At 48.7% G+C, this 21,334-nt stretch carries 12 protein-coding genes; 6 read left to right on the top strand and 6 right to left on the bottom strand.

The genetic code is table 11. From position 1 onward, the window contains the following. The first annotated feature begins 517 nt into the window (after nt 1-517). Nucleotides 518-5,131, top strand: a complete 4,614-nt coding sequence (locus tag NG792_RS06005; protein WP_261234841.1) for a PAS domain S-box protein — start codon at nt 518-520, stop codon at nt 5,129-5,131. A gap of 28 nt (nt 5,132-5,159) precedes the next feature. On the opposite strand, the gene NG792_RS06000 is transcribed toward NG792_RS06005, so the two are convergent. The 3 genes from NG792_RS06000 to era all read right to left on the bottom strand — a co-directional run bounded on the left by NG792_RS06000 (nt 5,160) and on the right by era (nt 9,995). Beyond that, entirely contained in the window at nt 5,160-7,316 is a 2,157-nt protein-coding gene (locus NG792_RS06000; RefSeq protein WP_261234840.1) for a tetratricopeptide repeat protein, read from the bottom strand. A 13-nt stretch (nt 7,317-7,329) separates the two neighbouring features. Then, nucleotides 7,330-8,976 (bottom strand): DEAD/DEAH box helicase, encoded by a 1,647-nt coding sequence (locus NG792_RS05995; RefSeq protein WP_261234839.1) that lies wholly within the window; start codon nt 8,974-8,976, stop codon nt 7,330-7,332. A gap of 155 nt (nt 8,977-9,131) precedes the next feature. After that, nucleotides 9,132-9,995 carry a GTPase Era gene (gene era, locus NG792_RS05990; protein ID WP_435387566.1) on the bottom strand — a complete coding sequence of 288 codons (864 nt, stop codon included), beginning with the start codon at nt 9,993-9,995 and terminating at the stop codon, nt 9,132-9,134. Nucleotides 9,996-10,342: 347 nt separating this feature from the next. Here era and NG792_RS05985 point away from each other — a divergent pair, with 347 nt between their 5' ends. Further along, on the top strand, nt 10,343-11,017 hold the full coding sequence (locus NG792_RS05985) for an actin-binding WH2 domain-containing protein (RefSeq protein ID WP_261234838.1): 675 nt from the start codon (nt 10,343-10,345) through the stop codon (nt 11,015-11,017). A 66-nt stretch (nt 11,018-11,083) separates the two neighbouring features. Beyond that, entirely contained in the window at nt 11,084-11,794 is a 711-nt protein-coding gene (locus NG792_RS05980) for a hypothetical protein (protein ID WP_261199808.1), read from the top strand. Between the two features lie 129 nt (nt 11,795-11,923). Here the strand turns inward: NG792_RS05980 and NG792_RS05975 are convergent, their stop codons facing one another. From NG792_RS05975 to NG792_RS05965, 3 genes are all read right to left on the bottom strand, one after another. Further along, a complete protein-coding gene (locus NG792_RS05975) occupies nt 11,924-12,736 on the bottom strand; it encodes a Uma2 family endonuclease (protein ID WP_261234837.1) in 813 nt (270 codons plus the stop codon). A gap of 192 nt (nt 12,737-12,928) precedes the next feature. Continuing rightward, nucleotides 12,929-13,264 carry a YacL family protein gene (locus NG792_RS05970; RefSeq protein WP_261234836.1) on the bottom strand — a complete coding sequence of 112 codons (336 nt, stop codon included), beginning with the start codon at nt 13,262-13,264 and terminating at the stop codon, nt 12,929-12,931. An 8-nt stretch (nt 13,265-13,272) separates the two neighbouring features. After that, nucleotides 13,273-13,866 carry an EndoU domain-containing protein gene (locus tag NG792_RS05965; RefSeq protein WP_261234835.1) on the bottom strand — a complete coding sequence of 198 codons (594 nt, stop codon included), beginning with the start codon at nt 13,864-13,866 and terminating at the stop codon, nt 13,273-13,275. Nucleotides 13,867-14,147: 281 nt separating this feature from the next. Here NG792_RS05965 and NG792_RS05960 point away from each other — a divergent pair, with 281 nt between their 5' ends. From NG792_RS05960 to NG792_RS05950, 3 genes are all read left to right on the top strand, one after another. Further along, the gene (locus NG792_RS05960; RefSeq protein WP_261199804.1) at nt 14,148-15,482 is read left to right on the top strand and encodes a D-alanyl-D-alanine carboxypeptidase; all 1,335 of its coding nucleotides are present in this window, start codon (nt 14,148-14,150) and stop codon (nt 15,480-15,482) included. A 635-nt stretch (nt 15,483-16,117) separates the two neighbouring features. Then, entirely contained in the window at nt 16,118-20,041 is a 3,924-nt protein-coding gene (locus NG792_RS05955) for a PAS domain S-box protein (protein ID WP_261234834.1), read from the top strand. Continuing rightward, a complete protein-coding gene (locus tag NG792_RS05950) occupies nt 20,034-21,314 on the top strand; it encodes a response regulator (protein WP_261199802.1) in 1,281 nt (426 codons plus the stop codon). The genes NG792_RS05955 and NG792_RS05950 overlap by 8 nt, the downstream gene beginning before the upstream one ends. Nucleotides 21,315-21,334: the final 20 nt, after the last annotated feature.

The following is a 21,334-nucleotide window of genomic DNA, read 5'->3' as shown; positions in this document are numbered from 1 at the left end:
AAAAGGGCCAATTTTAGGGAGACCCAAGGGAACTACAATCGCTTCAAAAGTAACGGAATCCCCGAAGCGATCGCCGCCCGGTGTTCAACAAACAGGGAGTACCTCGCGATCGTCATCAAGCCTATATTTCACTCCGGTAGTGGGCAGTTAAAACCCCAAGATTATTGATTTTTTATGTCAATAATCCTCCTCCCCTTCTCCAAGTCCCCATCCTCTAATCCCTCAATTGTGGCCTGATCCCCCCATTTATAGGCCGTCTCAGCGCTCACTCTGGCTCGAAAGGGGTGTTCAAGGAGGGTGAGGACTTGCGATCAAATTCCCTCAATTAGGCGGAAATTTATTGCCCAAAAAATGGCATTTAAATACAAATAATCCAGGCATTGAGTCTTTTTTTGTAGTGAATCCTTCCTTTGGTAGATGTAAAATTCACGAAAAAAATGTACACCCAAGATTAGTAGATACACGATGATTAGCAAGTGAGCGAGTCTGACCACCCAAACCACCAGGACCTCTGTAAATGATGGAACAGCAGCCAGCCAAGCGGAAGATAAGGAGAGAACAATTGGGATGGACAGATAGCGCTTATCTGGACAGCCTAAGCAAGGTTTGTGACTGGTCCAGCACAGCTCTGGGTGCGATTGAGACTTGGGGCCCCAGTTGGCGGACAGCGGTGAGTTTGGGTCTTGCTTCCCAATTTCCGACCCTGATCTGGTGGGGTCCAGAACTGGTCCTGATTTACAATGAGGCGGCCCTGGGGTGGTTGGGGGACCACAATCATCCGCATTACCTAGGTAAACCGGCAGCAGAGGTCCTCAAGCGGGAAACCTGGTGCATCCTCTCTCCGATGCTAGAACGAGTGTTCCGCAGTGGAGAGGGCACAGGAACACAGAATTGTTGTCTGTTGTTCGATCGCCCGGGGTCGGAGGTGGTGGGGTGGTTCAATCTTTCTCACAGTCCCATATACGATGAAGGGAATGGAGTTTGTGGGGTCTTGACGACGGCGATCGCCCTGCCTACGCCCAGAAATGAACCCTCAAAGAACGAAGAAAAACTCCCCGAATCATTAGAGGTTCGTGAGCGGGAATCTGCACCGCCTGCGCGGATCTTGCTGGTGGATGATAACTCGGTACGTCGGGACTATGTAGAGTCCCAATTGGTACGCCGAGGATATCACGTCAAAACTGCAGGCGATCGCACAACCGCCCTGGATGCTGCCCGGGATTTCTCCCCCTCGGCGATTCTCACCGATGCGATCGTCCCAGAAATCGAGGATTTAGAGTGGGTACAGCAATTAAGGGCGAGGGTGAATGGAAAAGATATCCCAGTGATCCGGTTTCCCCTTCCGGCGATCGAAGGGGAATCTGTGGAGTTGACGACAGAAACTGACTGGGGGCCAGAGTTTCTCCACCGCTCATCCTCTATCCATGAATTGCTGACTCGGGTCAGCACTCACTTAGAAATCGCTGAATTGGATCAGGGACCCGAACTTCAGGGACAGACTCGACACCCATTCACCACAGCGCCCAAGAAGGAAACCTTGACCCTCCTAGAAAGTATCACCGATGGGTTTGCCTGTTTTGACCGCCAGGGGCGTTATACTTATATTAATCCTGCCGGGGCAAAACTGCTCACTCACCGGGCCGAAAATCTGGTGGGACAGTATGTGTGGGATGTCTTTCCCGAAAGTGTCGGGAGTTCCTTTTACCGGGGGTATCATCGCGCATTGGCAGAGGGAAGAACAATCGGACTCGAAGAGGATTATCCCCCGTTACAAAAACGATTTGAAGTGCGGTTTTATCCCCTGGAAGACGGGCTTTGTGCGTATTTCCGAGAACAGGGTGAAGGCGCACAATCAGCCAGAATGGAACTTCACCAAGAACGGGATTTTTTAGCGGCAGTGGTGAATGCGATTCCCAATTTAGTTGTGATTCTCGATCGCCAAGGTCGGATTGTGGGTTTTAACCAAGCTTGCGAAACCACCACAGGTTATTCTTTTGCGGAAGTGCAGGGGTTGTATGTTTGGGATCGGTTGGTGGTTCCCGAGGAAATCGAGTCCATCAAGCGAGTGTTTCAGACCCTGCGCTCAACAGTGACGCCCAACGAGTATATTAACGACTGGGTAACCAAAGATGGGGACCGACGAGCGATCGCCTGGTCGAATACGGTATTGTGCGATGCCCAAGGGGAGATGGAGTATATCATCGCCACGGGCATTGATATCAGCGATCGCTACGCTGCTGAAGCTGCCTTGCGCCAATCCACGGAACGGTTTCGTATTGCAGCGGAAAATACGAGTGATCTCATCTATGAATGGGATATTGCCACGGGACGAGTGGAATGGTTTGGGAACATTGACGACCAACTCGGATATGAGGCGGTCCCATTTGCCCGCACTCGCCAAGCTTGGCTCGATCGCCTCCATCCGAGCGATCGCGAGCGAGTCGAAAATGCGATAGACCGGCATTTACAGACCCGAGAGCCCTTTGATGAAGAGTACCAAATCCAAAGGGCCGATGGGATTTATCTTTACTGGAGCGATCGGGGAACGGCTTTGTGGGATGAGCAGGGACAACCCTATAAATGGATCGGCGCTACAACCGATATCACCTTGCGTCAGTGGGCACAGAGCGAAATTCTCAAGCTGAATCGTACCTTGAAGCGCCGGGTTAAAGAGTTACAAACCCTGCTCAAGTTTATCCCCATTGGGATTGCCATTTCGGAAGATCCTCACTGTGAAAAGATCCGGTTTAATTCGGTTCTGGCTCACAATTTAGGAATTTCATCGCCGAGTGTTCCCCATTTTAACCCCCTACCTGAAGCCAGGACACATGGATTTAAGCTGTACCACAACGGGCGGGAACTGGCTCCCGACGAGCTTCCTATGCGTTATGCGGCTAAACATCAGGTCGAAGTGCTAGAGTTTGAAGTGGATGCTATCCATGAAGATGGGAGAGTGATCGAGTTCCTAACTTATGCCGCTCCGATCCTAGATGAAGATGGGCAAACCCGAGGAACGGTGGGAGCTTTTGTGGATATTACCCACCGGAAACAGATCGAAGAAGCCCTCCGCAACAGCGAAGAACTGTATCGCTCCCTAGCGGAAGCTCTCCCCCAAATGATATTTTTGTTTACGCTGCAAGGAAAACTGGAATATTGCAACCCCAGTGGAGTGAATTATATTGGGCTGAGTTTAGAACAAATTCTGCAACGATCTGCCCTAGAGTGGATTCATCCGCACGATCGCTCAGAAGCTGTCGCCCATTGGCGAAATGCTCTCACTACGGCAACCGGCTACGAAATAGAGGTGCGCTTGCGGAGTTCCGAAGGACACTACCGTTGGCACATCCTCCGCATGAATCCGATCGCGGGAGTGGGCGATCGCCTCCGCAAGTGGTTAGGAACAGCTACCGATATTGATGATCGCAAGCGATCGCAGCAGCAAGAGCGATTTTTAGCCACCGCGAGCAGTATTCTGGCGAATTCTCTCGACTACCAAACCACCCTGGATAGTCTGGCTCATCTCACGGTCCCCAGTATAGCAGATTGGTGTGCGATCGATGTGGTGGACAAAGATGGTACAATTGAGCGGCTGGCGGTAGCTCACATGGACCCCGCCAAAGAAGAACTCGCCCAAGAACTGTTTCGCCGCTACCCTCCGAAAAAAGACATGACAACGGGGCAACTTAACGTCCTGCGCACGGGACAATCGGAACTGTATCCGCATATTGCCGACTCGCTGTTGGTTGAGGCTGCATTGGATGCAGAACATTTGCGAATTTTGCGCGAGTTGCGCCTCCATAGCGGAATGTGTGTACCGCTCAAAGCCCGAGGAAAAACCCTCGGAACCATCACGTTTGTGTTAGAGGCGGGCAGTCGTTCCTATGATCACACCGACCTGATTATGGCAGAAAAGCTGGCTCATCGGGCGGCGATCGCCTTAGATAATGCCCGTCTCTATCGGGAAGCTCAAGATGCCAACCGGCTCAAAGATGAGTTTCTGGCGACCCTCTCTCACGAGTTGCGAACCCCCCTCAATTCCATTCTGGGATGGGCGCAGATTTTACGCAATCGCCGACTGTCTGAGGAAAAAATGAGATTAGCCCTGGAAACCCTCGAACGCAACGCCCGATTACAGTTTCAATTGATCGAGGATCTGCTGGATGTATCCCGGATCATTACGGGGAAATTACGTCTGAATGTGACCTCGGTTTCCCTGTTGAAGGTGATTGAAGATGCGATCGAGTCGGTTCGTCCCGCTGCGGAGGCTAAACATATTCAACTGAAAACACAACTAGATCGCCATGCCGGTCCCGTTTCTGGCGATCGCGATCGCTTGCAGCAAATTGTCTGGAACTTACTCTCCAATGCCATTAAATTTACCCCCCCAGAGGGCTGCGTCACGGTGATTTTGGAGCAGTTCCAAACTTCTATACAAATCTGCATTGTGGATACAGGGCAAGGGATTAAACCAGAATTTCTGCCCTATGTTTTTGATCGCTTCCGGCAGGCGGACAGTTCTAGCACCCGCGCCTATAATGGACTCGGACTCGGACTGGCGATCGTGCGACACCTCACGGAACTGCACGGGGGTACAGTGTCAGCGGACAGTCCTGGATTGGGTCAAGGTGCGATGTTTACGGTGGAACTGCCTCTGATGCCTCGGTGTGAGCTTCCAGAACCGACTGAATCTAATCCCCTCAGTTTACAGCCTGCCCAGGAGTCAAACGCCAAGAATTCTCTGGATGGTGTGAGGGTGCTGGTGGTGGATGATGAAGCCGATGCACGGGGTTTACTCACTCTCGTCCTGGAAGAGTGCGGTGCACAGGTCCAGGCAGCCGCCTCGGTCCGCCAAGCCCTGATGGCGATTCCCCAATTTTACCCCCAAGTGCTAATTTCCGATATCGCCATGCCGGAAGAAGATGGATATACCCTGATCCATCACATTAGAAGAATGGAATTATCGGAAGGGGGATATTTACCCGCAGCCGCAGTCACAGCGTATGCCCGGTCAGAAGACCGCACCCGCGCCCTCAAAGCCGGATATGATATCCACCTCCCGAAACCTCTGGATACAGCGGAGTTAATCGCTGTAGTCGAACGCCTTGCGGTGCGATCGCGTCATACCCCTTAATCCGGGGAGAGGCGATCGCCTGGGGGATTTACCGATAGCAGGCTAACCGCTGTAGCACTTGGTTTTGCAGGGTCTGACTTTGCAGCGATCGCACCACCTGCATCGCCGAGTCCTTCTTTCCCAGTTGCCCGAACCGGATGGCGATTTCTTCATACAAACTCCCTCGATCCATCGGGTCTTCTACTTCGGTGTAACCAAACCAATTCCCCTCGGCATCCATCTGTCCCCCAAATCTCATAACATTAGATTCTTCCCCAGGAATGGTCCGTGCCAGCTCAAAGGCTTTGTCTAAGGCTTCCCGAGCAACATCTTGCTCTCCCGCCTTCAGACTGCGATCGGCAATAGCAATTAAATTCGTAACTTTTTCCGCCGGGGATTTCAACAACTCGATCGCCTGATAGGCTTTATCAATTTGTCCCCCTTGGATGAACGTTTCCACCAGCCTCTTAATTAATGAGCTTTGGAAATATTCTTCCTTCATGCTGCGGACTAGCTGCAAGGCCAAGTCATCCAGTCCACCCTCCACAAGCCGGTCAAATACCGTCACCCAGGCATAAGAGTTTTCTTGAACCTGGTTGCTGATTAAGAGGACTTGGGTAAATAACTCTTCCGCTTTAGCCTGTTGTCCAGCTTTGGCATATTCTACCACAAGAGAGGCAAATGCTTCAAATTTTAGCTCGTTAGTTTCTAGGGAATCAATGGATTTTATCCCTCGGTTTAAGAGTTCGTTCCCCCGTTCCAGTTGGCCGATATTTTGATAGATAAAAGCCACAGCAACTAAGTTGATCGGCATAATTTCCGCAGCCTTCACCGCTATTTCATCATCCCCTCGGTTTGCGGCTTCAGTTGCCAAGGCTAACAAAAGAGCCTGTTTTTTTTCTGGATAAGGAACTTGTTGGGCAGCTTTAATTGCCACTTCATAGAGTCCCAACCGAGTATAATCTCTAACCATGTCCATCAGCAGAAATTGTTGTTCATGGGCTTCGGAAATTGTCCCGACGGTTTCTAAAGCTTGTCCGGCGATGGTGGAAGCTTGTTCCCGTTGTCCTTGGGTGGCATATTCAATCGCAATAGCGCTGAGGACTTTGGCTTTTATTTCCGGCCTTTCTAGGGGGGTAATTTCCTGCAAAGCTCGGTCCGGATATCCCGCTTCCGCATAGTGGATTAAAATGGGGGAAAGGGCAACCATACGAGTGTTTGGATCCGAGATTAAATTGGCCTGACGCAAAGCCTCTGTAAATAAGGGAATCACGCGATCGCTTTGTCCCTGTTTGGCCGATCGCAGCCCAATTTCTGCCAAAACTCGGGCATTAATTTCCGTGTCACTGACGCCATTTAAAACAATTTCATGGGCGCGTTCAATGTTACCTTGCTCCGCCACATCTTTGGCAATTCTGGCAAAAGTCTCATTGCGATAATAAGGCTCAGGAATTGTCCTAGCCAGCTCTAAAGCTTTATCCAATTGTCCAACTTGACCATAATAAATGGCGAGGGGTTGGAAATCCCAAGCTTGACTGTAGGCATCCTGATAGACGATGGATTGAGCCTGCTGGAGCGATCGCCCCAGGATTTGTGAGGCTTGAAGGGTATCTCCTAGAGCAATATAAGTGCGGGCAATTTCACTTAATCCCTTGGTTTTAAAGGCCGCACCTCGGATGCCCGTTTCTGCTAAAATAGCACGGGCGAGGGTTGTCCTGGCGCGATCGCGCTGTTCAGTTTGGATATACAACCGCGCAATTCCTGCCAAAGTCCGGGTTTTGCCATAGCTATATCCCGTATCCAAACTATTACTCACTCCCGCTGCCGCATCCAGGACTGACACCGCCTGAGAACCCTTTCCCTGTTCCACTAGGCGATTAACCAGGGTTTCTAACATCCCCTCTTGTGCCTGAGTGCCAGTGACGATTTCAATCAAAGATAGGACTGTATCTCGCCGAGGACTGACCGTTTGCATCCCTTGAAATAGCTCAATCAGGTCCTTTGCTGCCTGCTCCAGTTTGCCGGATTGGATATGATTTTGAGCGCGATCGCGTAATTCAAACAGGCGGTTGTAAGTAGCTTGATTCTGCTCATCCTGACAAGTCACCCCCTGGGCGATCGCCAAGGGTTCCAACAGCTTACAGCCACTCATGAACAACATCATCCCTAACCCTAATCCCACGGTCCCTACGAGTGATTTTTTCATAGATTTATCTAGGCTAGTTATCGCTTCCTTCGTCCGATTCAGAAGTGCTTTTAGGAAACTCATTCTCTGGATAGTCTGGACTCGAAACCTGTTCCAAATGTTCGGAGGATTTGGATGGTTTCTCCCCCCATTCCGAGGCCCGTTCTGCCGCTTTTTTCCTGGATGCTTTACCCACCCCATAAATCGGCGTAGGCGTGGGAGTCGGCGGCGAGGAACCCGGTAGCAGTTTTAATGGCTGGGGTTTAGACTCAGGCGGTTTCGGTCCGGTTTGAGGGTTGGTTTGCCTCGTTTGGCCAAGACCACGCCGCCGTTGCGAGGTCCCTTCCTCTGCTGTATCTTCTGCCACCACTTCATACAAAATTGCTCGTTTATTTTTCTGGGTTCCTTTGCGTAGAATTCGTCCTAACCGTTGAATATACTCCCTGGTCGAACCCGTTCCCGAGAGCAAGATTGCCACTCTCGCATCTGGCACATCTACCCCTTCATTTAAAACATGAGATGCGATAATCGTTTTATAAATTCCTTCTTTAAAACGAGTCAAAATTTCGTGACGTTCTTTGACCGGAGTTTGATGGGTCAAGGCGGGAATTAAAAAGTCCTGAGAAATGCGATAAACCGTAGCATTATCTGCGGTAAAAATTAGAATTCGTTCCGGGGAATGTTGCGCCAGTAAATCCGCAAGAATCCGCATTTTTCCATCGGTTCCCAGGGCGATTTCCTTGGCTTCCCGATGCGCTAACATAGCCCGACGTCCCGCAGGCGATCGCGCCGAAGCTTGAACAAAGTGCTGCCATCCTTGAAGACTGCCCAAGGCAATGTGAGATTGCTGCAAAAACTCATTGCGCGTTTTAATTAACCGATCGTAGCGATCTCGTTCTAACTTGGAGAGTTTAACTTTAATTTGGACGATTTCATGTTCTGCTAAAGCACCACCGGCTAAATCTTCCGCCGTTTTGCGATAAACTTCCGGACCGATTAACTGCGTCAAATCCGCGTGTTTGCCATCCGATCGCTCAGGAGTCGCCGTTAACCCCAACCGATAAGGCGCGATCGAATATTCCGCGATCGCCCGATTAAAATCCGTCGGCAAGTGATGACACTCATCAAACACAATCGACGCATAGCGATTCCCCAACGCCTCCGCATGGATCGCCGCACTGTCATACGTTGCCACCAAAATCGGACTTTTATCCCGAGAACCACCCCCCAACAACCCCACCTCTACATCAGGAAACGCCGCTGCCAGATGCGCGTACCACTGATGCATCAAATCTAACGTCGGCACCACAATCAGGGTCGTGCGCGGGGTCGCCTGCATCGCCAACTGGGCCAAATACGTCTTCCCTGCCGCAGTCGGCAGCACCACCACTCCCCATCGTCCCGCCTGTTTCCATGCCGTCAGCGCCTCTTCCTGATGTTGATAAGGTGGCATCTCAAAGCTCGGGACCAGATCCAGCGGTCCAAACCCTTTCGCCTCGTCAATAAATTCCGTCCCTTCTGCTTTGAGCGCCTCAATCAACGGACGATAGTCAATCGCACGAACGCGAAACTTTTCCACCCGTTCATCCCAAGTGGCAAAATCAATCCACCCTTTACCTCGCGGTGGTGGATGCAGCAACAAAGTTCCCCGGTCAAAGCTAATCGTCGGTATGCGGGCCATCAGTTCATCACGGATTCAATCTCTCACCCATTGTACTACAGCATGAGTATTGCATGAAATTCCCCGAACAAGATTACAGATTCACTCCTACATTTGGGAGTGAATCTGTAATTAGGGTTACGTCTTGGATAAACATCGAATGCTGTCTTGATGCTCTAATCTTCTATTTTATACCCCAACTCCGCCAACTGAATGCGAGATTGTCGCCAATTGGGTTGGACTTTGACAAAGATTTCTAAATAAACTTTACCCTCAATGAGCTTTTGCATTTGTTCTCGGGCCGCCGACCCGATCGCTTTGAGCATTTGTCCGCCTTTGCCGATAATAATTCCTTTTTGAGAGGGACGTTCTACATAAATAGTTGCTAAAATCCGGGTTAAATCCTTCGTTTCTTCCATGAGATCCAGGCTAATGGCAACGGAATGGGGCACTTCTTCTCGGGTTAAATAGAGAATTTGTTCCCGAATCAGTTCGCTAATAATAAAGCGTTCCGGTCGATCAGTGACTAAATCTGGGGGATAGTAATAAGGGCCCGGTTCTAAGCGATCGCGCAGTAAAGTTAATAAATCCGGCAGTCCCTCCCCAGTAGTGGCTGAGAATCTGGCGATCGGCCACTTGAGGTTGTCCGCGAGTTCCTGATAGCTGCGATCGATGACTTCTACATCTCGTGAACGGGATAAACTAGACCGTAAATCGATTTTATTTAAACCGAGAATAACCGGCGTTTTGGTTTGCAGCAAAATTTCCGTAATAAAGCGATCGCCTCCCCCCGCTTCCACCGAACCATCCACCATCAACAGCAGGATATCCACGGTAGAAATGGCCCCGATCGCATTTTTCACCAACACCTTTCCCAGTTGGTGATGGGGTTTGTGAATCCCCGGAGTATCCACAAAAATAAATTGAGCCTCTGGCGTTGTTAAAATTCCCCGTAAACGGTTTCGGGTCGTCTGCGCCACTGGGGAAGTAATCGCTATTTTTTGTCCCACCAGGTGATTCATCAGGGTAGACTTGCCCACATTGGGCCGTCCGATAATCCCGATAAACCCGGATTTAAACCCGGCAGGGGGTTCGGGAATGACAGAAAAATCTGAGGGATTCAGGGTCGTACCTCCTAAAAAAATAAACCAGTTTCTTGCTATTTTAATTCATTTTCAGAAAAGCTTGTCAATTTTTTTGGAGTTTATGTACCTCTCAACGGTCAATCTCCCGGTTTGGCGAGGAAGCAACCCCAGGCGATCGCCCCATCGGACTTGATTACTTTTTGCAACCGACTGTTAAGAATTCGCAATAATTCCGGACAGTCCAGAACCTAGATGCTAAAATCGCCAAATTAAAGCCAAAGCCTTACCTGACAGGAAGTATCATGAATTACTTTTCAGTGCTGGTTAAACTACTTCAAGATCGCCAATCCTTTTTGGAAGAAATCCACAAAGGTATAAAGCTGAACAACAAAATCGTTGCTTTATTGATATCGAGTGCCGGTTTTTTTGGAATCTATGGGGCAATTATCGGGGCATCTCATAGTTGGATGCAAGTTGTTTCTTCGTTTTTTAAACTACCGGCCCTTTATCTCCTAACCTTGCTGATTTGCTTCCCGACGTTATACATTTTTAGTATCATTTTTGGTTCAAAGCGGAGTTTCACCCAGTATTTAACCTTACTGATGACTGCGGAAGCCATTATGAGCGCCATCCTCTTTGGGTTTGCCCCAATTACCCTATTTTTCCTGATAAGTACCCAAAGTTATGATTTTTTTCTGTTGTTGAATGTGGCCATTTTAGGGTTAGCCGGATTTTTGGGCATCAAATTATTTTATGAAGGAATGCAGCTACTAGCAGAACCGGAAATAACCGGGCAGGATACGCGAACTAAATTGCTACAATTTTGGTTATTGCTCTATGCCTTTGTGGGGACCCAAATGGCTTGGACCCTAAGACCGTTTTTTGGGTCTTCCGGAGATTTTCAACTGTTTAGAGATTTAGAAGGAAATTTTTACGTCAATGTCTTGCAAATCGTGGGGCGGTTATTGGGTTATTAAACCCAGGGCGATCGCCGGGTATAACCCTTGACAAAATCAGGAGAGAATAGGAGGATTAAAGAGTTTATGCGCCCCGATTTAGAAAGTGCCATCGTCACCGACAGCGAACTAGAGGCGATCGCGGGGGTAGATGTGAATGATATTGGGTTAAGTCTAGCCTACCGCCCTGCTTTCCTCCAAAATTTGAACAAACTCCTATCCTTTGCGATCGCCCAGTTGTTTATCTTGGTCGTCTTCTTCATTTTACTCACCCCCCTGGGAATTTTAATGGTTCGCAATTCCGGACTCTCTGGACAAGAGATGGCGACAACCTTTTATTTTCTGCTATTCACCGGCGGAATTGCTGGAGTTGCGACCCTTCTTCTTAACTTGTATTTATGGAGGCGATCGCAAAAATTCCAGACCTTTTTAACCCTTCTGGATGAAATTCAAAAATATAACGAAGTCGTGCGATCGCTCGATATTTTAGATAAAATAGAAGCAGCCGGGGCCAACATCCAACTCAGCGATCGTCAGGAAGTTATTGAAGCCCTCTGCATCACCCGCGAGAGTTTACTCGGTAGCTTGCGAACCGATAGAATTCTCCGAGAAAATCAAGACCTCATCGACCGTCGCTATGAATTATTTGCTAAAATAGAAAATAATCTAGCCACCTTAAATCACTTAAAAATTAGCGACGAAGCTACCGAATATGGGCGATTGCTCAATCAAGCCCTCAAAATTGGCGTCAGCGTCGATCGCGAAATTCGTCGTCTTCAAAATCGTCCCTTGAATTAATCAGCCTGCGTCCCTATATTCCTCCAAATTGTATCACATCCTGTTCTATTTCTGTTCTATTTACAAAAAAAGTAGGGGCAATTTATCAATCGCCCCTACTTGAAATTTATGAGTATTACATGACCGCAATTATAGGGATTCTAAATCGATGCCCTTCTCCCGCAGTCGCGCTTTAAGTGCCTCCAATTCCGAGAGGGCTTCCTCAGCCCGTTGGCGTTCATCCTCAGCCCGTTGGCGTTCATCCTCAGCCCGTTGGCGTTCATCCTCAGCCCGTTGGCGTTCAATTTTAGCCAGTTCTTCGGGCAACAAAATCAAACTTCCCTCGCCATCAAAAAACCTTAACCAAGTTGCTGTTTCCTGTTGCAATGTTCCCTCCCAAGTTCCCAACCAAAACCCGAGAGAATTGCACCATAACCAACCGCGATCGTCCTTAGGTAACTCCTCATACCCTTGTCCCGTTAACCGCCATCCCCGCAATGAATCAGGCGCAAATGGGTCATAAACAAAATAATCAGGGAGTCTAAAAACCCGTTCATAAATGTCCTTTTTATGCCCGAGATCCTCGCGCGCTGTAGAGGGGGAGAGGAACTCTACAATCACATTGGGATAGCGTCCTTCTTCTTCCCAAACGACCCACCCTTGCCGTTCCTTTGTCCCATCAACATCAAGGGTGACAAAAAAATCCGGGCCTTTAAAATCCCGATTTCGGGCTTGTTCGCTACTAAAATAGACGAACATATTGCCCCCAGTAAAATAGTCTTGCCGCCCAGCAAAGGCTTCATGCACTGCGGCAATCAGTACATTCATGGCGATCCGGTGACGATTACTTTCCAAGGGTTCTCCATCATCAAAAATTAAATCCGTAGGAGGCATCGGGGGAGTCCATTCCTCCTCCACCCCTATGGGATTTTGCAGTTCTGGGGTGAGTTCAGCTTTAGTCATAAAATTCCCCACCAATTACTAAATTATGCTGTTTTTCACTGCCCCGAGGGACAGGGTAGGAATAAGGCAATGCCCTATCTTCCCCCCTTCTTCCCCGGCTAGATCTATTGTACCCGATAGGGCTTCCGAATTTGCCCAAAAATCAGCAACTTTAGCTCTTTTAAAGGTCCCCTAAAATCATTGGGTAATTCTTCAAATAGTCCTTAAATCAGAAATTGAATTGTCAAGCTGTTCTTGCCATCTTAAAACAGCTTCTTTGAATTGGGTTAAGGAAATTGTTTCGATGGGTTCAGCGTCCACCAAGAGATTCTCTATCGTCACAGTTTGCGGTGAAAGAATCAAATAATAGGCATTTCCGGATCGCGTCCATTCGCAAATTTTTCCTGTCTCTAGGGCTTCTATTTTGTCTAATAACTGATTAACCCATTCTTGGCTATTTTGAATATCCAGAGTCAGAAACTCTAAAACCCGCCGATGAGCATTACTTTGGTCAAACCAGTCCGTTTCATTCCACGCTTGTTCGGTCATAATCTTGATTACCTTAAGGGAAAGCCCGTATTAATTTTACCATCTCGAAGGCTTGCCCCAGCAATCCGATAGGAACTGCTATTATTCGCGGTACAAAACCGAGTTTGCTGGCTGCTGTCTGTCGGCCCATTTAATCCGCACCAGGCCCAATTCGGTGCGCCGTCCGGACATTGTACCCGATTGGCTTCGGCATAAGCAATGGAATTGATCACTTGTTCTGCACTACAGCGATCGGGAAACATGGTTGAAAACTTGCTTCCGCCCCCGGAGGTATGACTCCATTCTCCCCCGTAAATCCCCTGATTATTCACCGATTGAGTGACTCTAAATTGGCGGACAGTAGAGGGGTTTTGTCCCCGGGGTCGCGCATGAAATCCCACCAAACGCCCCTCTCGATTCACCTCTCCACAAAAAATGTGAGCGTGATTCACCTGCTGATTATTATAAGCTGTCACCCAATGGGATGAATTCCCACAATTGATGCCCTGGCCTTGGGCTTGTGCTATACTGTTTAAGCAAGCCACGAGCAAACAGGCGACTGCGCCTATTACAATTTGACGGATTGTTCTCCTGTTTAACAGTTGCCCAAATGTGCGGTTCATTTGTGCGCTTAACCTCCAGATTTTATGCATAACTTGAAATTGGCTCTCAACGTATCATACCGGCTATCTCAACGCAATCCGCAAATTTGCTAGAGATGAATGGGCGAACGTGAGAATTTTGAAGTGAGGAGAGAGGGATTGGTCATTGGTCATTGGTCATTGGTTGCGGGTGAAGGGGCGATCGCCACTGGGTGCGGATACTCTAAGGATTTGATAGGATGAACCTTCAAGGCTTATGCTATCCTCTGTGTCGAATACCTGCACTGACTTGCTCCCTCCCTATGCTAAGAACTTCCCGTTTGACTGCTGCCGTATTGGTCACCCTATCTGTACTCATAACGGCTTGCAATCCTTCAGAAGCCCCCCAAACTGAAGTCCCCTCGGCAGCAGCCTCGGACCCAGAAATTCCGACTCCCGAACCTCCAAAAATTCCGACGATCGCCCCCTTAGACAACCCTGACCCCACGGTTACCGCTGCGATCGCCCAATATCTCAACACCCTCTCCTCCCAAGGATTTGCCCGAGAAAATCAAGGCATCTGGATGCAAAGTGGGCAGACCCTCCTCGCCCAACATCAAGGCACCACCCCCCTCCCTGCTGCCTCTCTCACTAAAATCGCCACCTCCCTCGTTGCCTTGCAAACCTTCGGTCCCGATCACGAATTCGTCACCCAAATTGGGGCAACTGGACCCATTAAAAATGGCGAATTACAAGGGGATTTAGTCATCCAAGGAGAAGGCGACCCCCTGTTTGTTTGGGAAGAAGCAATGGCGATCGGCAACCGCCTCAACGAAATGGGAATTCAGCGGGTAACCGGAGATCTGGTGATTCTGGACAAATTTTATATGAACTTCGAGACAGACCCGGCGATCGCCGGTAACCTCTTCCTCGAAGGTATTAATGGGCAAATTTGGCCCTCAGAAGCTGAAACCCAATATCAAACCTTACCCCCAGATACCCCCCGACCCCAAGTGGCGATCGCCGGTACAGTCCGAGTCGCCTCTGCACCCCCCAGTCAACTCCAACCCCTTGTACGTCATTATTCCCTACCCGTGGTGGAACTCCTCAAACGCATGAATCAGTACAGCAACAATCCTATGGCGGAAATGTTTGCCGACGCCGTGGGAGGTCCCCAAGTCGTCGCCCAAAAAGCTGCGGCTGCTGCCGGAGTTCCCCCCCAAGAAATCCAACTGATCAACGGGTCCGGATTAGCCGAAGAAAATATCATGTCCCCCCGCGCCGCCTGTGGTCTATTTCTGGCATTAGAACGGGAATTACAACCCCATAACCTGACCATTGGGGATGCGATCGCCATTGTCGGACAAGATGAAGGCATCCTCAACCAACGCCAAATTCCCCGCTTCTCCGTCGTCAAATCCGGCAGTCTGAACTATGTGAGTGCCTTAGCCGGTGCATTACCCACCCAAACCCAGGGTTCCGTCTGGTTTGTGATTATGAATGGCGGCAGTAACCTGGAGGGATTCCGCCTTGAACAAGAAGCGCTACTCACTCAGTTTGTCACTCAATGGGGATCGGTCACCGCACTCCCCCCGGAATTAAGCCCGAATCCCCTGCGAAAAACCAAAACCTCCCGCAGTGAAATCGTCAAACAATAGGGGAACTTTAACGGTAATCAATCGAATAAAACACCAGGTTTCTGGGCGGAATAGAGGGCGACTGAGCAAAAATTTTGTCCAGGAACATAGTTTTTCTTTCCCGGGTTTACTGCTGCGGGTAAAAGCTAGTTTAAGTGAGATAAGTATTCTTAAACATCAACTCCCGTTTTTCTATTTTTAACCGCTTCAGCATCCTCACTCAACCCTAAGTTATTATACCAAATCCGGTTGGTAAAAGTCGATTTTCTGTATTAGCCCGCGCTTCTCGGGCTTTGTCCGCTTTCCTCCCCGCCCTTGAGGGTGTGGGTTTTTACAGACCTATCCCAACCGGATTCCGTATTAGAACCCATTCAAGCTTGGTTAGATCTCCCTGACTTTGGCCAACCTTGCTCGGAAAAATGCGCCAATTGACTGATGTTCCACTCCAGTCAACAAGGTAGAATGAAGTCGGGAAGCAAACTAACCACTTGGGCAAAGTATTGATACAGGACTTACCCAGAGTGTGAAAATCCACCCTTTTAGGTTGGGGTGATTCACAAAGGATACTCCTTCCTTTAGCGGCAATGCGTAAGTCCTCTATACTTTCGCCTGACTTATTTCTAGCGATACCCCACCTCGAACTGTGAGAGCACACTATGTCTATGACTTACCGGATCTCTCGGGTCGCCCCTGCCTTGGTCATCCTCATGGGGATCATCCCTTTGCTGGGTTGGCATTTTAATCTGGAATGGTTCATTAACGGTTTGGTTGAGAACCCCCACCAGATGAAACCCAATACGGCTTTGTGCTTTGTATGTTCTGGCACAGCCCTGGGATTGTTACAACGCCCAAGACTCCATAGACGATGGCAATCCGTGGCCCAGGGATTGGCTGGGGTGGTCATGGCGATCGCATCTGTAACCTTATTGGAGTATATTTTTGGCTGGAACTTCGGCATTGATGAACTGTTGGTTCCTCATCTGAGTGCCTCGCCGATTACGCCCTATCCAGGGCGGATGGGGGAAAGCGTTGCCTTGAATTTTCTCTTGGTCGGCACCTCCCTGTGGCTGTTGGCCCAGCAGACCCCGCGCCATGACCAACTCGCTCAGATCTTAACGTTGGGAGTGGCAGTAAGCGCATTGGGGCCTCTCGTGGCACACCTGTTTGGTTCGGCGTTCTTGTATGAGTTATTCGTCTCTACAACTAGCAACCCTTTCAATACCCCCGTCACGTTGCTCCTCCTGTCTATGGCGATCTTATTCACCCCTCCACAACAGGGGCTGATGCGGACACTTTTGAGTCCTGTGGTGGGAGGAATGATGGCGCAGGGACTCTTGCCTGGGGCGATCGCCTTGCCTTTGGCCCTGAGTTGGTTGATCTTTCTGGGTTATCAACTGGAGTGGTATGACCCACAAACCGCCTATGCGGGTCTGCTCATCAGCGAGATTGTTCTCTACTCCATTGGGATTTATCTCCTGGCAAAAGTGCTCAATCGCATCGAAGGCGATCGCCAAGAGTCACAGCGATGGTTTCAATTAGCCATCATGAATTCCCCAGTCCCCATCATGCTACACGCCGAAGATGGAGAAGTGCTGCAACTGAATACCGCTTGGTCCCGGATGAGTGGTTATCAACTTGCAGATATTCCCACCCTCCACGACTGGACAGAAAAAGCCGCTCAAGACAGAACTAAAACCCTCAGAAAACCGATCCAGACAATTTACCCCTTAGAAGCAGGCCAGGTCCAGGAAAAAGAGCAAACTGTTCGTACAAAAAACGGCGAAAACCGCGTTTGGTACTTCTATCGGGTGACTTTAGGAAAAACCCGTGATGGCCGAAGAATTACCATGAATACCGCCGTCGATATCACCGAACGCAAGCAAACCGAGCAAGTCCTTCGGGAATTCAATCAAGCTTTAGAAAATCGCATTGCTGAACGGACGGTTGAACTCCAACAAGAATTGCACCAGCGACAGCAAATCGAGGGGAATCTGCGAGAGAGCCAAGCCCTTTTGAAGAGTTTGATAGAATGTACCCCCGACATGATTACCGCGCTGGATACAGACTTCACCTGTCTCGTGGCGAATGAGTCGGCTAAACGCGAATTTAAAAAACTGTTTGGCTGCCCCCTTGAACTGGGGGATAACCTACTTGAATGTTTATCTCATTTACCCAGCGAACAGGCTAATATTAGAAACCTTTGGAACCGAGCATTTCGTGAAGAAAACTTTAGCATTACCCTGAAATTCGGAGCCCTACCTCCCGACCGTCACTATTATGAACTGAACTACAGTTCTATGCGAGATCCCAGTGGAAAAATCTTAGGTGCATCTCTGATTTGGCGAGACGTTAATGCTCGGATTAAAGCCGATCAAGCCTTGCGTGAAAGCGAAGCCAGATTTCAGGCATTTATGAACTACAGTCCGGCCCTTGCCTGGATTAGCGATCGCAATGGCCAAATCCTTTACTGCAATCAGAACCTGGCGAGTTTATTCCGTTGGTCTGTGGATGAGTTGCTGAGTAAAACACCCTTTGACGTCCACCGTAGGGATATAGCCGAACAGCACGTGGCAAACACTCGTTTAGTGGCTGATGGCGGTGAAGTCGTCGAGGCGATCGAATCCGCATTTCGTTCCGATGGTTCCCTCGCGGAGTTTTTGGTTTATAAATTCCCCCTAGAAATTGACGGAGGAGAGCATTTAGTTGGAGGAGTTGGGTTCGACATCACCAAGCAACTTCAGGCCGAAAACGCTTTGCGAGAAAGTGAAGCGAAATTAAAAGCCATTTTAAATAATGCGCCCGTGGGAATTTATTTGAAAGACCTAGAGGGCAAATTTTTATTAGTCAATCAGTATCTCCTGGATGTGTTGCAGGTCTCAGAAGAGCAGTGTTTGGGTAAAACTTTTGCCGAATTCTTCCCAGGAGAGTTTGCCGAGCAAGTTGAGGCCAATGAACGAAACATTGTCGAAAACGGAGTGCCTTATTATTTTGAAGAACTCCTCACTTTACCCGACGGCATTCATACCTTTTATACCGTCAAATTAATCCTCCAGGATTTGAGCGGTCAACCCTATGCTTTATGTGGAATTTCCACGGATATCAGCGCTCGCAAGGGGGCTGAAATAGCCTTAATAGAAGCAAAAGAAGCAGCGGAAGCGGCTAACCTGACTAAAAGCGCCTTTCTCGCAAATATGAGCCATGAACTGCGAACCCCTCTGAATGCGATTCTGGGCTTTACCCAAATCTTAGCTCGCGACTCGTCTTTAAATCCCCACCAACAAGAACAAATTGCAATTATCAATAGTAGTGGTGAGCATTTGCTGAATTTGATTAACGATGTCCTGGAAATTTCCAAAATCGAAGCAGGGCGATCGGCCCTTCATCTCAGCAATTTTGACTTCTATGCTTTGCTCACTGATTTAGAAGCCATGCTCCACATTAAAGCGGCTTCTAAAGGGTTACAAATTATTTTTACCCGAGAGAGTGTCCCCCAATATATCACCACCGATGAAAGCAAATTGCGCCAAGTTTTGACCAATCTGGTCGGAAATGCCATAAAATTTACCCGGACAGGTGGGGTATCCCTGCGAGTGAGAGCAACTGCGATCGAAGAGGCCAATTTAGAACCCGCCTCTCGGTTCTATTTCTACTTTGAAATCGAAGATACAGGCATGGGAATTGCGCCGGAGGAATTGCCCGGATTATTTACACCCTTTCATCAAACTGCCACCGGCAGAACCGCCTCAGAAGGAACAGGTTTAGGATTAAGCATTAGCCGTCAATTCGTCCAAATGATGGGCGGTGATATCCAGGTGAGCAGCCGCCTTGATGTGGGGACCCTGGTTAAATTTACCATTCAAGTGTCAGTAGCCCAAGGCAGTGACCTCAAAACAGCCAGTCAGGTCCCACGCATTATCGGATTAGAACCGGATCAGCCCTCTTATCGGATTCTGGTGGCGGACGATCGCAGTGAAAGTCGCCGCTTAATTCGCTGCTACCTCGAACCCCTGGGATTTGAGGTCCGCGAAGCCGAAAATGGCCAACAAGCGCTAGAAATATGGGAAAGTTGGGAACCCCATCTCATCGTGATGGATATGCAAATGCCTGTCATGAATGGTTACGAAGCCACGCGACAGATCCGGTCTCATGTAAAGGGTCAGGCGACGGTGGTGATTGCGTTAACTGCCAGTGTTTTTGAGGAAAATCGTAGCTTAATTTTATCCGCTGGTTGTAATAAGTTCCTGCGAAAGCCCTGCCGACAAGAGGTACTCTTGGAAACTTTTGCTCACCACCTAGGAGTGCGCTATCAATATGAAGATCCCGAGTCTGGAATAGAAGACAAGAGTGATTCACAGGATGCTGCCTTTATTCAAGGCCCTGCGGCATTGCAAGGGATGCCACTCCCCTGGATTCATGCCTTACACAAAGCTGCCCTTGCTGCGGATAGTGAAGCCATTGATGAACTCATCCAGGAAATTCCGGAAAGTTCAGCAGCGATCGCTCACTTTCTCCAGGACTGGACCAACAACTTTCGCTTTGACAAAATTAGCGCATTGACCCAGGAGCTCCTTTATGAATAGCGATCAAATGATGGGTAATTTAGCCGATATTTTAATTGTGGACGATGAACCGAATAATTTGCGGTTGTTGTCTAATTTGCTAAAACAACAAGGCTATAAAGTCAGAGCCGTCCTCTCAGGAGAAATGGCTTTATCGGCTGCAAAATTAATGCAACCCGAGTTGATTTTGCTAGATATCATGATGCCGGACATGGATGGATACCACGTTTGTCATCAGTTAAAAAATAATTCCGAAACTTGTCAAATTCCAGTGATTTTTGTGAGCGCAAAAGACCAAGGATTTGATAAAGTAAGGGCTTTTGCGGTTGGCGGAGTAGACTATATTACCAAACCGTTTCAAGTCGAAGAGGTCATTGCCCGCATCAACTGTCATCTGAAACTAAATTACTTGCAAATAAAGCTAGAGGAACAAAACTATCAATTGCAAGTGGAAATGTGTCAGCGCAACGCCGCTGAAAAAGCCCTACAGCAGCAAAATGAACACCTCAGGCAAGAAATTGAACGACGGCAAATCACCGAACTAGCCCTGCAAAAAGCTAACCAAGAACTTGCTCGGTCTAATGCCGATTTAGAACAATTTGCGGCAATAGCATCTCATGATTTACGCTCACCCTTAGCCACCATCAATGGCTATGCCCAACTTTTGCAAATGTGCGGAAAGGGACAACTGGATGATAAATCTAACGAGTTTGTGGAGCAAATTATCAAGCTCTGCGATCGCACTGATTTATTAATTGGGGAGTTACTCTCCTATGCTCATCTGAATCAAACTCCGGAACAGTTTCAACTCCTACAGAGCGATCGCCTAGTCCAACAGGCTCAGGAAAATCTGGCGACGGAGATTTATCAAAATAAAGCTGAGGTGACTTATGACGCTTTACCCACAATTATTGGCACTGAATCCCAATTTGTGCAACTCTTCCAAAATTTAATCGAAAATGCCATTAAATACCGTCGCGAAGAGCCGCCCCGAATTCATGTGAGTGCTGTACTCCAAGACCATGACTATTTATTTTCAATCCAAGATAACGGCATTGGGATTGATGAACAATATTCCGAGCATATTTTTCAGATCTTTAAACGCTTACACGCCCAAGACTATCCCGGGACCGGCATCGGATTAGCAACTTGCCGCAAAATTGTGGAACAGCATGGGGGTTCCATCTGGCTCAAATCCGAAGTCGGTCAGGGTTCCACATTTTATTTTACAGTCCCCACAGCGAAGGGGGTGGTGGAGCGACAGATGATAGCGGCGATCGGCCATCCTAACTGAACCACTGCGTCAAAAAAAAA

The organism is Laspinema olomoucense D3b (genome assembly GCF_025370785.1).
In the GTDB taxonomy this organism is placed as follows: domain Bacteria; phylum Cyanobacteriota; class Cyanobacteriia; order Cyanobacteriales; family Laspinemataceae; genus Laspinema; species Laspinema olomoucense.
This window is presented reverse-complemented; position numbering and strand designations above follow the sequence as displayed.